8 protein-coding genes and 2 pseudogenes are annotated in these 14,533 nt (G+C 70.7%); 3 read left to right on the forward strand and 7 right to left on the reverse strand.

The annotated features are described in order from the left end of the window. Positions 1–4: 4 nt before the first annotated feature. Genes ACQEVS_RS03790 through ACQEVS_RS03800 form a run of 3 tightly spaced genes read right to left on the reverse strand, consistent with a single transcriptional unit; the run spans position 5 to position 5,651 of the window. Positions 5–4,756, reverse strand: a complete 4,752-nt coding sequence (locus tag ACQEVS_RS03790; RefSeq protein WP_433015175.1) for a putative T7SS-secreted protein — start codon at positions 4,754–4,756, stop codon at positions 5–7. Further along, the gene (locus ACQEVS_RS03795; protein ID WP_433015178.1) at positions 4,756–5,337 is read right to left on the reverse strand and encodes a hypothetical protein; all 582 of its coding nucleotides are present in this window, start codon (positions 5,335–5,337) and stop codon (positions 4,756–4,758) included. The genes ACQEVS_RS03790 and ACQEVS_RS03795 overlap by 1 nt, the downstream gene beginning before the upstream one ends. Further along, positions 5,334–5,651, reverse strand: a complete 318-nt coding sequence (locus tag ACQEVS_RS03800) for an SseB family protein (RefSeq protein ID WP_433015181.1) — start codon at positions 5,649–5,651, stop codon at positions 5,334–5,336. The genes ACQEVS_RS03795 and ACQEVS_RS03800 overlap by 4 nt, the downstream gene beginning before the upstream one ends. Positions 5,652–6,026: 375 nt before the next feature. Between ACQEVS_RS03800 and ACQEVS_RS03805 the strand changes: the two genes are divergently transcribed. After that, on the forward strand, positions 6,027–6,911 hold the full coding sequence (locus tag ACQEVS_RS03805) for a sigma-70 family RNA polymerase sigma factor (protein WP_433015184.1): 885 nt from the start codon (positions 6,027–6,029) through the stop codon (positions 6,909–6,911). 74 nt (positions 6,912–6,985) lie between these two features. Here ACQEVS_RS03805 and ACQEVS_RS03810 read toward each other — a convergent pair. Together ACQEVS_RS03810 and ACQEVS_RS03815 are read right to left on the reverse strand one after the other, a co-directional pair. Continuing rightward, positions 6,986–7,743: pseudogene (locus ACQEVS_RS03810) on the reverse strand (response regulator). Continuing rightward, positions 7,740–8,618 carry a sensor histidine kinase gene (locus ACQEVS_RS03815; RefSeq protein ID WP_433015187.1) on the reverse strand — a complete coding sequence of 293 codons (879 nt, stop codon included), beginning with the start codon at positions 8,616–8,618 and terminating at the stop codon, positions 7,740–7,742. The pseudogene ACQEVS_RS03810 and the gene ACQEVS_RS03815 overlap by 4 nt, the downstream one beginning before the upstream one ends. Before the next feature lie 136 nt (positions 8,619–8,754). Here ACQEVS_RS03815 and ACQEVS_RS03820 point away from each other — a divergent pair, with 136 nt between their 5' ends. Both ACQEVS_RS03820 and ACQEVS_RS03825 read left to right on the forward strand, forming a co-directional pair. Continuing rightward, the gene (locus tag ACQEVS_RS03820; RefSeq protein ID WP_433015190.1) at positions 8,755–9,465 is read left to right on the forward strand and encodes an ABC transporter ATP-binding protein; all 711 of its coding nucleotides are present in this window, start codon (positions 8,755–8,757) and stop codon (positions 9,463–9,465) included. Then, positions 9,462–11,768, forward strand: a complete 2,307-nt coding sequence (locus ACQEVS_RS03825) for an ABC transporter permease (RefSeq protein WP_433015193.1) — start codon at positions 9,462–9,464, stop codon at positions 11,766–11,768. Before ACQEVS_RS03820 ends, ACQEVS_RS03825 begins: the two co-directional genes overlap by 4 nt. A gap of 227 nt (positions 11,769–11,995) precedes the next feature. Here the strand turns inward: ACQEVS_RS03825 and ACQEVS_RS03830 are convergent, their stop codons facing one another. After that, positions 11,996–13,033, reverse strand: a complete 1,038-nt coding sequence (locus tag ACQEVS_RS03830; protein ID WP_433015196.1) for an NUDIX domain-containing protein — start codon at positions 13,031–13,033, stop codon at positions 11,996–11,998. A gap of 352 nt (positions 13,034–13,385) precedes the next feature. Continuing rightward, positions 13,386–14,347 (reverse strand): annotated as a pseudogene (locus ACQEVS_RS03835) (ROK family protein). Positions 14,348–14,533 lie beyond the last annotated feature (186 nt).

Below are 14,533 nucleotides of genomic sequence, written 5' to 3' on the forward strand. Positions count from 1 at the left end.
ACATCTACCACAGATACCCCTTTTCCACAATCATCCTAAACTGCTTGTCACCGAGCCTGTATGCGGACCAGAACCTTCCGTCCGCGTGCAGCATCACCATTTTGCCAGATTGGGGGTCAATGAACCCCACGGCTTGCCCTTGCCCTCGATAGTTGTACCGATAAATCTTACTATCTTCGCCGGCTATGTGCTGGCGTAGCGCTTGCTCAAACTCCTTCAGGTTTTTACCGCTAAGATTCCCGGGATTTTCCAAAAAGTCCTTACCGTGGGCATGATATTTCTTGCTCATAGTCTTCTGGCTCGTGAAATCAGCCTTCCGCTCCCACGCTTGCTTGGGGCATGGGGCGAGACCGTACGGATCCGTCCAGCCGTGAGGATTCGCGACGTATGCGGCGGGGTTCGGCGCCGGCTTCAGCCCAAGAGGATCAAAGGAGATGTAACGCGCGGCCTCTGAGTCGTAATACCGATAAACGTTGTAGTGGAGTCTCGTTTCCGAGTCGAAGTACTGCCCCGGAAAACGCAACGGCGTATAAGCCGAGCTGTCCACAGCCCACGCCGTAGTCCCCCACAGCGTCGCGCGTGAGCGCCAGGCCGTCGTCCCAGTCTCGTCGATGAGTTCCGTCGGTGTGCCGACGAGGTCGGTGACGATGGCGAAGAAGCGTCGGTCGATCTCGCGTTGCGGGGCATCCGCCGCGGAGATGCGTTCGGTCTGGGCGACGGGGTGGAGGCCGTCGTGGTCCCAGGTGAGGGTGACCGGGTTGGGGAACTCTACAGATGTGGTGGTTTGTTCGGTGAGGGTGGGGCCGTCCCAGGTGAAGGTGGTCTCTTCGGCGACCTCCCCTGATGGCGTGAGGCGTTGTTTGGCCGTGCGGCGGCCGAAGGGGTCGTAGAGGTAGCGCCAGTTGGTGCCGTCGGGGGTGATGACCTCGGTCAGGCGGTCTTCTGCGTCCCAGGTGTAGCGCCAGGTTTCCGGTTTGCGGGACAGGCGGGTTTTCTGGCGGAGGGTGACGCGGCCTTGGGCGTCGTGTTCGTAGCGGATCCGGCCCGCCTGGACGATGCGTGTGCCGGTGTAGGTGCGGGGGCCATGAGCTTCCGCGCCCGGGTGGTCCGTGGGCCAGGAAGCCTGTGTCTGGTTGCCCGCCTCGTCGTAGGCGTAGCGCTCTGTCCAGCCGTGGGCGTGGACGGCGGTGACGCGGCCCGCCGTGTCCAGGTCGAAGGTGCGCGTTCCCGTGGTCGAGTCGGTGATGCCGGTGAGGGAGCCGTCGGCGCGGTAGGTGAAGGTGCGGTGCTGGAGCGGGTCAGGGGCGGCGGGTGCCGACAGTGTCTGGGTGGTGAGGCGGCCTGTCGCGTCCCAGCCGTGCGTCAGCGTGAGGCCTTGGCCGAAGTGGCGGGCCACTTCGCGGCCCGCCGCGTCGTGCTCCATGGTGAAGGTGTGGCCGGAGGCGGTCAGGCCGGTTCGTCGGCCCGCCGCGTCGTACGTCCAGGTGGTGACCGCGCCCGCCGGGGTCACTCGTCGGGTGCGCCGGCCGAGTTTGTCGTAGGTGTACGACAGGGTCCGGCCGTTCACCGTCTCGGACTTGACCCGGCCCAGGCGGTCGCGCGAGTACACCAGCGTCACGTCCGGGCCGACCGCCTCCATAAGGCGCCCCGCCGGGTCGTGGGCGTATGTGGTGATCTTGCCTGCCGCGTTCTTCTTGGTGATGCGGCCCACGGGGTCGTAGTGGTAGCCAATGCTCTGGCCGAGGCCGTTGGTCCGCTCGGTCAGTCGGCCCGCGGCGTCGTGCGTGTACGTCAGGGTGCGGCCGTCGAAGTCCGTCTCCGACGTCAGGCGTCCGGCCGGGTCGTAGGCGTAGGACCAGGTCAGGCCCTGGGGGTTGGTGACGGTCTGGAGTCTGAGTTCCGTGTCGTGGGTGAAGGTGTGGCGGACGCCGTCCGGGGTGGTGCGGGCGGTCAGGAGGTCGAAGTGGGTGTATTCGTTGCGCGTTACTCCGCCCAGGGCGTCCGTGTGGGTGGTGCAGTTGCCCTCGCCGTCGTAGGTCCAGCTTTCTTCCGTGCCGTCGGGGTCCGTGCGGCGGGCGAGCAGGCCCTCCGTCGTCCAGGCGAGGCGGGTGACGGCCCCCAGCGGGTCCGTTATGGCGACGGTGCGGCCGAAGGCGTCCCGCTCGTAGCGGGTGGTTCCCCCGAGGGGGTCCGTCACCTGCGACGGCAGGCCCGCCGGGTCGCACCGCAGCCGGGTGACGTTCCCGAGCGCGTCGGTGACCGTCGTCAGGTGGCCGGCCTCGTCGTAGGTGTACCGCGTCGTGGCGCCGGACGGGTCGGTTGCCGACGTGCGGTTGCCGGCCGCGTCGTAGGTCTGCCGCCACGTCGCACCGCCGGGTTCGGTGATCGTCTCGGCAAGGCCCAGGGCGTTGTACTCGGCGGTGCTCTCGCTGCCGTCCGGGCGCAGCACCGAGAGCAGGTCGCCCGCCTCGTCGTAGGAGAAGGATGTGGTGTGGCCCAGCGGGTCCGTGCGCGTAAGGAGACGGTCTCGGGCGTCCCAGGCGAAGAGTGTCGTCGCGCCCGTGGGGTCCGTTTCGGCCACCAGTCGTGAGCGCTGGTCGAAGACGTGCCGACTGGTGTGGCCCAAGGCGCTGGTGAGGGTGGTGACGCGCAGGCCGGTGGCCGGATCCGGCTCGCCGTACTCCAGGGTGCACCGCAGGTGCCCCGCCTCGCCGGTCTCGTACACGCAGCGGTCGCGGTCGTCGTACTCATACCGATAGGAGCGGCCGTTGCGGTCCGTCCAGGACGTGGGGCGGTGACGCTCGTCGTAAGCGAAACGCAAGGGCAGGCCGGAGGAGTTCACGACCTCCGTCAGGTTCCCGTCCGCGTAGCCGTAGCGCATCAGCTCCACGTCGCCCAGGTGCAGGGCCGTGACCCTACTGCCGTGCGTGGTGATGCGGATGTGGTAGCCGGCGTGGTGCGTGATGCCGGTGGGGACGCCCTCGGCCGAGTAGTCGAAGGTGATCCAGTGACCATTGCGGTCCGTGATCTGGTCCAGCAGGGATATCTCGTGCCGGTCGTCGCCGCACGGGACCGGAGCGGTGAAGTGCCATGTCCGGTTTCCGCGCGGGTCGGTGACGGTGTAGCCGCCGTCCGCCATTGGCTCCAGAGGCCAAAGAGGGCCGTGGGACGGGAGGGTGGGGACGCCGGGGGCCGGGTGGGGGTAGGAGAGGATCATGCCGTCCTCGCGGACGAACACCACTCCCTTCGCGTCGATCTCCAGCCGCTGATCGACCGTGCTCGACCAGGAGGGACCGAACCAGTGGCCGGCGCGATAGTTCGAGCCCACTCTTCGGGTGAAGGACAGGGGCAGGGCACCGGGGAGACTGACGTCGCTCTGAGCGAGGAACATATGGCCCGAGGCGAGGTCGACCGGGTCGGTTCCGCCGCAGTCGCGCTCGCCGTCCTTCTTCGCCGCCCCATGAGGATCCTTCTCGAACTGCCCGCGGCCCGCGCCCGCCTCCCGTTCGGCGTCCTTGCCCAGACCTCGCAGTCCCCGGGCGCCCGCCTCCTCCAGGCCGTGCTTGGCCGCGTTCATCGCCGCGCGCCGGGCAGCCGTCGCGCCGATGCTGGTCCCACCGCTGGCCAGGCCGGTCAGCACGTCGAAGCCCACCCGTCCGGAGGCTTCGGAGGGGTCCTTGCCCCAACCGGTGCCCAGCAGAGCCGAGGGTATTCGGTCGGGATGGTTGGCCAAGGTCAGGATCCCGGCCCCCATGTTCGTCATATGGGTCAGGTACTGCCCCGGATGCGTGACGTTGTACGGGTCGATGGGGGCCACTGTCCGGACGAACTTCACCGCGCCCGCCGCGCCCTTGGTCATGCCGCCGGCGAAATGCGTCAGCTCGACACCGGCGGCCGACTCGAAGTCGCCCATGTTCATTTCCACGCGGTCGGTGAACGCCGGCTTCTTCGGGGCATGGGCCAGCGCGCCCTTGACCGCCGCCGCCGCGGCTTCCGCCGCGCTGTTGCGCTGGGTACGGGCATTGGTCAGCACTTCCTGCGCGTGCTGCATCTTGTCCGCACCGGCATTCGGACAGGAACCGGGCGGCGTCGGACGCGTCCCCGGGTCCTTGCCGGCATCCAGCTTCGCGTTGTATTCCTTCGCCGCCTTGTCGAAAGCCTCGACCTGAGCCTTGTAGGCGTCGAACGCCTCCTTCTGCTCCCGCTTCCCCTCCTTGTAGAGGGCGATGGCCTCCTTCGCCTTCCCCTGGGCCCAGACAACCGTCTCCGCGTACCGGGTCAGCGCCTTGCCCGCGTCCTCGCACGCCTTCGCCGCGTGACCCCACTGAGAGGGGTGCATGGCGAACTTCTCACGGAAGGCATCCGCGCCCTTTCCCTTCCAGTGCTCGGAATCCAGCCGGGACATGCCGTCCCGGACCCGCCCGAACGCCGCCGCGAAATCCGACAGGTGGGACGCCGAGGACCGGATCTTCCCCGGTTTCCCGTGGATCAGCTCATTGGCCTCTTCCGTCTCGCCGAGCTGCTGTTCGCTGACATGAGCACCCATACGGGAGGCGAAATTGTCACCGAAGTCGTCCACGCCGTCGGCCAGGCCGTGCATCCCCACCGCGTCAAGCCCGTCACCGACCTCGTGAGAGACGTACCTGACGCCCTTGCCGACCTGCTTCTTACCCTCGTTCCACAGCCCTTCGGCCTTGTCACCGGCCTTGTCGACCTGCTTCTTGAGCCCGTGGCCGAGGTCACCCAGAAAACCCATCAGCGCTCCCCCGCACCGGCGATACGCTTCGCGGCCTCATTCGCGGTCTCATTGGCACTCTCAAGCAGGTGGAGCCTGGTGTTGATGTGGTCCTTCGCCACGTCCTTGCCGGCGCGCACCGCGTTGTCGAAGGCATCCTCGAAGGACTTCTCGCTGTAGTCCACGTGGGCGAAGTTCCCGTGCTCCCGCAACTCGTCCATCGACATCTTCTCGACCTGCTCGTCGGAGAGCGTCGGGTCCGTTCCGAACGCGGCCACCCCTACCTTGAGCGTCCTCTTGACGTACTGATCCTCTTCGTAATAGGAGCCGGCGGCCAGCCCCACCCGGCGGGCGAACTGGTTCCCGTCGCGGACCAACGACCGCACACCCCACTCCCAGCGCTCACAAAAAGACTTCAACGCGCCGGTCAGGCCATCGTGCCCCGTTTCCATACCCGTCATCTGAAGGTCGGAGAAACCCCGGCCCGCCGCCGACTCCCCCGCCATTCCAAGCTCCTTCAGCTCGGCGAGAGCGGCCGTAAGACCCTGGGCTATCTGCCCCAACGCCTCACGGTCCGCCGCCAGATCGGAACCGCCGGTCATCCCTCTCCCCCCTCGGGACCTTCTCCGCCGGCCGCCGCGACCACCGCCACGTCCGGTACGACACCTGCCACGGGAGGCAGGAAGAAAGGCGTGTCGCCGCCCACGTCCAAAGCCACACCGGTGGGTTCGCCGACCGCCGGGATCACCACGTCCAAAAGACGCGCACCCAAAGTCGTGACGTAATCCACCACCGCTTCACCGGGCCGTACCGCCACCCCGCACGCATCGGCCCGAGCCATCACAAACCGGGCCAAGGCCGCCTCGTCAGAAAAAGCGTGGATCCATCCCACACCCTCGTACGACGCCGTCCACAATCCCCGCGCTCATCGAGCAGCACGACGACCGCCGCCCGCCGGAAGGCCCCCACCACCTCCGCAGGCTCAACCTCACCCGCGTACAACGCGGTTACTTCCTCACGCAAAGTCAGCACACCAGTTCCTCCCGATCCAGGAGAATACCGTGTGCTCCCACGAGGACACATGGAGTATCCCGCTCCCTTGAGGGACCGGGGCGCCGTCGCCTTCGAGTGCCATCGAGCCGGCGTCCCTGTGATCAGGCGCACGTTCACCATGCCGCTGTCACATCCATGCCGTCCGGCGCGTCAGTGTTCCGGTCGGGTAATCAGGCGGCGCGTGAGTTGTGTGAGAGAGCGCGCGCTCCTACGAGCAGGACGGCGGGGAATGGACAGCGTGAACGACACCGAGTTTCTGGCGCGGCGGTTCGCGGAGCACCGGTCGCATTTGCGGGCGGTCGCCTATCGGATGCTCGGGTCGCTCACCGAGGCCGACGACGCGGTGCAGGAGGCGTGGTTGCGGCTGAGCCGGGTGGACGCCGGTGAGGTGGCGAACCTCGGGGGATGGCTGACGACGGTCGTCGGGCGGGTCTGCCTCGACATGCTGCGCAGCCGTACGGCGCGGCGGGAGGAACCGATGGAGGAGCGGCTGCGGCTGCCCGATCCGGTCGTCAGCGCGGCGGACGGCGTCGATCCCGAGCAGCAGGCGCTGCTGGCGGACTCGCTGGGGCTGGCGTTGCTGGTGGTCCTGGAGTCGCTGGCGCCGGCGGAGCGGCTCGCCTTCGTCCTGCACGACATGTTCGCCGTGCCGTTCGACGAGATCGGTCCGGTCGTCGGCCGGACCCCGGCCGCCGCCCGGCAGCTCGCCAGCCGCGCCCGCCGGCGGGTGCAGGGCTCGGCGCCCGCCCCGGACCCGGATCTCGGCCGGCAGCGCCGAGTCGTCGACGCGTTCCTCGCCGCCGCGCGCGGCGGCGACCTCGACGCGCTCGTGAACCTGCTGGACCCGGACGTCGTCGCACGGTCGGACGGCGGCGCCGCACGGACGTTCAACGTCGTACGCGGCGCGGAGGCCGTGGCCCGGCAGGCGTCGCGCTTCGCGCGGGTCGCGGAGGCGGCGCGCCCGGCGCTCGTCAACGGCGCGGCCGGGGTCGTCGCGACGGTGGGCGGGACGCCGTTCTCGGTCATGGCCTTCACCGTCGTGGCGGACCGGATCGTCGCCCTCGACATCCTGACCGACCCGCAACGCCTGGCCGCGCTGGATCTTGCCGTGCTCGATCACTGAAGTCGAGTCGAGGTGCCGTGCCATTGGCGAACGGCGTGCCGGGCCATGCGGTGGTTGTCCATGGATCGCCGCCGCTACTGCGCGCTCCCTGCGGAGCCGCCAGGAGCGACAAGTCCTGTCTCATAGGCGAGGACTACGGCCTGGGCCCGGTCGCGCAGGGTGAGTTTGGCGAAGATGCGGGCCACATGAGTCTTCACCGTCGCCTCACTGAGTGTCAGTGTCCGGGCCAGCTCGCTGTTGGACAGGCCCCGGCCCATGAGCGTCAGCACCTCGCGCTCCCGCCGCGTCAGCGCGGCCAGACCTCGGTGGGCGGCCGGGTTCCGGGCGTCGGGGTTCCGGGCGTCGGGGTTCCGGGCGTCAGGGTTCCGGGCCCGGGGCCTCCACCGGCGAAACGCTCCACCAGACGGCGGGTGATCGAAGGCGCGAGCAGTGCGTCGCCGGTCTTCACCAGGCGTACCGCAGCGGCGAGATGTTCAGGGGTGACGTCCTTGAGGAGGAAGCCGCTGGCACCGGCGGTGAGGGCGGCGTACACGTAGTGGTCGAGGTCGAAGGTGGTCAGCATGATCACCCGGCAGTCCGGGACCTCCGCGAGGACGCGGCGGGCGGCCTCCAGACCGTCCAGGACAGGCATCCGGATGTCCATCAGCACCACATCGGGACGCAGCCCGCGCACCACGGTCACCGCCTCCGCCCCATCGGCGGCCTCACCCACCACGTCGATCCCGCGGGCGGTCAGGATCAGCCGGAAGCCGGTGCGTACGAGTTCCTGGTCGTCGGCGACGACGACGCGCGGGGCGGGTTCCGCGGGTGACACGGGGGGCACGGCCGTCATGGCCGGTCCAGGGGGATCCGGGCGCGGACGCGGTAGCCGCCGCCGAGGCGGCGGCGGGCGTCCAGGTCGCCGCCGTAGACGGCGACCCGCTCCCGCAGTCCGAGCAACCCGCGCCCGGCTCCGTCCGCCCGGCCGGCCGCCGGGCCACTCAGGACCGCCGGGCCGCTCGTGCCCGCCGGGTCACTCGTGCCCGCCGGGCTGTCGGCCGTCAGGACGCTCGGCCCGCTGTTCAGGATCTCGACCCGCAGGGAGTGGTCCGCGTACCGCACGGTCACCTCGGCCTTCGCCGCGTTCCCGTGTTTGAGGGCGTTGGTCAGCGCCTCTTGGACGATCCGATAGGCGGTGACGTCGATTCCGCCCGGCAGCGGCCGCGGTACCCCGGAGACGCGTACGTCCACGGGCAGCCCGGCGAAGGCGAAGCGGTCGATCAGCGGGTTGAGTCTGCTCAGGCTCGGCTGGGGCGACAGGTCCGCACGGTAGGGCTCGTCGTCACCGTTCTGCGCGGGGGCGAGCAGGCCGAGCAGGTGCCGCAGTTCGGTCATCGCGTTCCGTCCGGCGTTCTCGACCGCGCTCATCGCGACCGCGGCTTCGTCCGGCATGGTCGCCAGCACCTCGCGGGCGGCACCCGCCTGGACCACCATGAGGCTCACGTTGTGGCTGACGATGTCGTGGAGGTCCGCCGCGATCCGGGCCCGCTCGGCGTCGACCGCGGTCCGTGCCGCGCTCTCCCGCTCCAGCTCCAGCAGCCGGCCCCGCTCCTCGATGGCCGACCGGTGGCACCGTCGCGTCCGGACGAGCGCCACACCCAGCCAGCCGGCTGCGGTACACACCGCCGCCAGCGCGCCGACCAGCCACCCCACACCTGAACTCCCCATGCCGTCAACCTCGCACCTCGCCCCGCGGTCCGCGTCCTCCCCAAGGGCCGGCTCCGTACATCCCCGGGATGACGTGCCCGTACGGTTACATCCGGAGTGGGACGCCGTCCCGTCCCCCCGATCCTAGGTTCGTGCCATGACTCATGATCCCGGCAGTCCGCAGCAGACCGTCGTGCGGTTGGACGGCGTGCACAAGGCATACGGCGACACCAAGGCCCTGGACGGCATGTCCCTGGAAATCCGCGCGGGGGACGCGGTCGCCGTGATGGGGCCCTCCGGCTGCGGCAAGTCCACCTTGCTCAACATGGTCGCGGGCCTGGACCGGCCGACGTCCGGCACCGTCGAGGTCCACGGCCGGGACCTCGGCGAGCTGAACGAGACAGGGCTGGCCCTGTTCCGACGGCGGCACATCGGCATGATCTTCCAGTTCTTCAACCTCATCGACGACCTTCCGGTGCTGGACAACGTGGCACTGGCCGCCCAGTTGACCGGAACCCCGGCCCGGCAGGCGCGCCGCCGGGCGCTGGAGCTCCTCGACGAGCTCGGCGTCGCCGACCGCAAGGACACCTATCCGGCCGCGCTGAGCGGCGGCGAGCGACAACGGGTCGCGGTGGCACGGGCGTTGACGAACCGTCCGGCCCTGCTGCTGGCGGACGAGCCGACCGGTGCCCTGGACAGCCGGTCGGGCGAGCAGGTGATGGATCTGCTGATCGATCTCAACCAGATCGGCCAGACGCTGCTGATCGTCACCCACGATCCACATCTGGCCACCCGCTGCGCCAGTCGTCTGATCGAGGTGGCCGACGGCCGGGTGGCCCGCGAGAGCGCGCTGGAGCCCACCGCGTGAGCGCCGTCGGGTCGGCCTCGCGCGCGGCCGTGAGGCGCCGCAAGGTCCAGACGGCCGTCATAGGACTCGTCGTGCTGTGCTCCACGACGACCATCCTGCTCGCGCTGGCCCTGCTGGGCGCCGCCTCGGCGCCCTTCGAGCGGGCCTTCGACCGGCAGCGCGGCGCCCATGTGGTGGCGGCCTTCGACCGGGCCAAGGTCTCGGACGGTCAACTGGCCCGCACCGCCGGGCGGCCGGGCGTCGAGGCCGCCTCGGGACCGTACCCCCAGGCCGTCGTCGACGTACCCGCACAGTGGCGGTGGGTCCCGCCCGGCCCCCTGACAGTGGTGGGCCGGTCCGATCCGGCGGGCGGCGTGGACCACGTCCGTCTCCTGGCAGGCCGCTGGGCCACCGGGCCCGGGGAGATCGTGGTCAGTTGGCACGGCCGGGAATCCCCCGGCCCGATCGAACCGGGTACGAAGCTCACGCTGCGCGGCACCCCGGCACTCACCGTCGTCGGCTACGCGGGAAGCATGAGCAAGTCCGCCGGCGCGTGGGTCGCGCCCGAGCAGATGGCCGCGCTGCACCCGACCGCCGTGCAGATGCTCTACCGCTTCACCGCGTCCTCCACCGACCGGGAGATCCGCGACGGCCTGTCGCAGGCCACCGCCGGGCTGCCACAGGGCTCGCTGACGAACACGCAGTCCTACCTGACGCTCAAACGGGCCTTCTCCGCGGGGGCCGATTCCTACCTCCCGTTCCTGACGGTCTTCGGCATCCTCGGCCTGCTGGTCTCCGCTCTGATCGTCGGGAACGTGGTCAGCGGGGCGGTCGTCTCCGGATACCGTCACATCGGGGTGCTCAAGGCGCTGGGTTTCACACCGAACCAGGTGCTCGCGGTCTACCTCACGATGGTCTCCGTACCCGCGGTCGCCGGCTGTGTCGTAGGCACCCTGATCGGCGACGCGTTGTCACGGCCCATCCTTCGGGACGCCTTCAGCGGCATCGAGACCGGCGACGCCTCGATCGGCATCAGCGCATGGGTGTACGCCGTCTGCCTGCTGGGCATGCCCGCTCTCGTCCTCCTCGCCGCGCTGGTCCCCGCACTCCGGGCACACCGGTTCTCCGCGGCCCGGGCGATCAGCGCGGGTGACGCACCGCGGACCGGGCGCGGGCTGCGGATCCAGCGGGGGCTGGGCGGCACCCGCCTGCCGCGTGCCGTGAGCCTGGGCCTGAGCCAGCCGTTCGCCCGCCCGGGCCGTACCGCCATGACGATGGCCGCCATCGTCCTCGGCGTCACGACCGTGACCCTCACGACCGGTCTGACCAGCACCATGGTCGCGTTCGGGAAACACGGCCAGAACAACGGCTCCGCCTGGGTGAACGTGGAGGCGGGCAGGCCCGGACTCGGCCAGCGAGCACCAAAACTGACGGACGGTCAGATTGAAGCACGACTGCGGTCCCTACCCGGAGCCGACCGGGTGACCGCCCGCGCCATCACCAAGGTGCGCCTGGCCGGATACACACAGCCCGCCGCCGCCAACTTCCACCGCGGGGACACCCGGATGTACGACTCCGAGGTCATCCAGGGGCACTGGCCGCACGGACCGGGCGAGGCCGCGGTCGCGCCGACGTTCCTGAGCCAGCACGGGCTTACGGTCGGCGACCGGATCACCCTGTACCTGAACGGCAGACAGGCACCCGTCACCATCGTCGGGGAACTCATCGAAGGCCACGCTGATGCCGTGGAATCCACATGGGAGACCCTGGCCGGGCTCGCCCCGGACCTGCCGACCATCCTGTACACGGTCGAACTCGCCGACGGAGCCGACGCCGAGGCGTACGCCCGGGCGGTCAAGGCGTCCGACCCGGGCCTCTACCTGATGCCCGGAGCCTCCCCGAACACCACCACCACGACCGTCATCGGCGTCGCGGCGGCGTTCACCGTGCTACTGACCGTCGTCGCCGCGCTGGGGGTCTTCAACACGGTCCTGCTGAACACCCGGGAACGCCGCCGCGACCTGGGCACGCTCAAGTCGATCGGCATGACGCCACGCCAGGTCACGGTGATGACCGTGACGTCCGTGGCGGGACCGGGCGCGGTCGGCGGGCTCCTGGGGGTCCCCCTCGGGATCGCCGCGCACCGGCTGCTCGTCGACCACGTCGGGCAGGTCGCGTTCCCGGAGTCCATGAAGAACGTCTGGCACACGCCCCAGTTGGCCCTCCTGGTCCTGGCGGGGGTCGCGATCGCCGTCCTCGGCGCGCTGATCCCAGCCCGCTCGGCGGCGCGTATGACGATCGCCAAGGTGCTGCACAACGAGTAGTCGGCGCGGGCCTGTTACGGGCAGGGTGCGATCCTCAAGCATGGAACCGCACCGCCGCGCCCGTCACCTCAACGCCAGGCGCCACTTGAAGCGCCCGCGCGGCTCTGGCGGCGCGTCGCGGGAGGGCGCGGGGTGTGGATGTGTCGCGTCGTCGGGCCGGTGGTCGTCATCGCCATGCCGTTCGTCGGGGCGCGGGTACGCGGCGCAGCTCGTTGCCGGTTCTCGCCTCAGCCGACCGGTTCCCCCGCCTCCAGGTTGAGCGGGCAACCGCGTTCGCGTGCGCGGAGTGCCCAGCGGAGGCGGCGGTGGCGGACGGGGGGCAGGAGGGCGCCGGCCTCGTCCTCGGTGACGAAGCGCCAGCCGCGCAGTTCGGCGCCCGGGAGCAGCAGGCGGCGGGCGTCCGCCTCGGTGAGCCGGCCGCCGTCGAAGAGGAAGCGGAGGCCGCCGAAGCCGGGAGGCCTGGGTGGTTCCCAGTCCACGACCAACAGCTTGGGCACGTCCGGCAGTTCGATGCCGATCTCCTCGGCGACCTCGCGCATGCCGGCCCGCGCCGGTGCCTCGCCCGGTTCGACGATGCCGCCGGGGAACTCCCAGCCGGGTTTGTAGGTGGGGTCGACGAGCAGCACCCGGTCGTGTTCGTCGAAGAGGAGCACCCCGGCGGCCAGCGTCTCGGCCTTCGGTTCGGGCGTCTCGACGATCTGGCACGGCCCGGCGGAGCCGTCGCGGACCGCCTGGGCGACGCGTTCGGCCGCCTCGCGCGGGGTGAGCCGTCCGGTGTCGACGACGAACGCGTCCTCCGTCAGCCAGGTCAGCGCCTCCTGGTAGGCGTCGACGTGGTCCCTGGCCCACTGCCGGGCGGCCTCGCTGCGGACCGGGTCGCCGGGGTCTTCCACCCGGCCGTCGATCCGCTTGCGCAGTATCGTTTCATCGCAGGCCAACAGAATGTGCCGGACGGGTATGCGGCGGGCGGCGAGCGTGCCGAATATCTCGTCCCGGTACTCCTGCCGCAGCAGTGTCATGGGGACCACGAGCACCCCGCCCACCTCCGCGAGCAGCGCCGCCGCCGTGTCGGCGACCAGGCGCCGCCAGATCGGCAGGTCCTGGAAGTCGTCGACCTCGGCCAGCCGTCCGGGCGGCAGGAGATGCCGCAGCCCCCCGCCGACGATCTCGGGGTCGTAGAGGTGGCTTTCCGGCACGAGCCCGGTCAGTTCCCTCGCGGTGCTGGTTTTTCCCGCGCTGAAAGCGCCGTTCAGCCAGACGATCACGGTTCCCCCTCCTCCGAGCGGCCCCCTTGCGATGCCCGGAACACCTTGCCACGGAAGGATGGACGAGCGGGATGGGGCCCTCGGTTCACCGGCGCACCCGTCGTACGGTTCCTGCCTCCCGGGGGCCTCGTGCACCCCATGGACCCCATGGACCTCATATGCTCCCAAGTCTCCCAGGGATCGCGGGACTTCCCATCGTTCACGGCAGACGGACACCGGCGGCGGGCAAGCAGGTAAGTGAGCGAGCAAGCAAGTCAGCAAACGAGCACGTGAGCACCGGACACTACGGCTTCCCGCTCCGCCTCGGGTGAAACCCTTTCCTCAGTGCCCGAGCCCTATCGCGGCCGCCGCCTCACCCCCACACCCCCACCGCCTCCGCCGCGGCCGCCGCCGCGCCCACCACTCCCGCGTCGCCACCGAGCTGAGCCGGTACGGCCTCGACCCCGGCGGCGAAGGACAGCGTCGCGTACGCCCGCAGATGGCGGCGCAGCGGGGCGAAAAGGACGTCCCCCGCCCCCGCGACGCCGCCGCCCACCACCGCGACCTCGATCTCCGTGAGGGTCGCCGTCGCGGCGATGCCGGCCGCGAGCGCCCGGGCGGCTCGGTCGAACGACGCCACGGCGAGGGGGTCGCCGGCGCGGGCCGCCGCGGCGACGCCCGTCGCGCCCGCGTCCCCGTCCGGCCCGGGCCGCCAGCCGGACTCGGCGGCCCGGCGGGCGATGTTCGGCCCACTGGCGATGCGTTCGACGCAGCCTCGGCCGCCGCAGGGGCAGGGGTCGCCGTCCAAGTCCACGCTGATATGGCCGATGTGGCCGGCGTTACCCGTGGGGCCCGGGTGCAGCCGCCCGCCCAGCACCAGACCACCCCCCACCCCGTGGACACCACCATGCACAGGGCGTTCGCCCGGCCCCGCGCCGCGCCGCGCCAGTGTTCGGCGGCGGCCATCGCGACACCGTCGCCGACGAGCACGACGGGCAGCCCGCCGGCCCGCCGTTCCACCTCCGCCACCAGCGGAAAGCCGCGCCAGCCCGGCACGTTGACGGGGCTGACCGTACCGCGCGAGGCGTCCACCGGTCCGGCGCTGCCGATGCCCACCGCACGCACCCGCCGCCAGTCGGCGGACGCGGCGAGCTCGTCCAGCACCTCCGCCACCGCCCCCATCACCACCCCCGCGTCACCCTCGGCGGGGGTCCGGCGCCGGGAGCGGACGAGGAGTCGCCCCTCGGCGTCCACCAGCGCGCCCGCGATCTTGGTGCCGCCGATGTCGAGCGCGGCGACGAGAACATCCGGTTCGGTGCGCGCGGGGTCCGGCACAGAGGACACGGCGGACGACGGCACGAAGGGCGGGGTGGCGGACGAGGTGGCGGACGGCGCGGAGAGCGAGGTGGAAGACGGTGCGGAGGACGGGGCGGAGGACGGGGCGGAGGACGGGGCGGAGGACGGCTCGGAGGACGACGCGGGAGAAAGCACGGAGGAAGGGGCGGGAGAAGGCACGGAGGA

It is taken from the genome of Streptomyces sp. CA-181903, assembly GCF_050937075.1.
Lineage (GTDB): Bacteria > Actinomycetota > Actinomycetes > Streptomycetales > Streptomycetaceae > Streptomyces.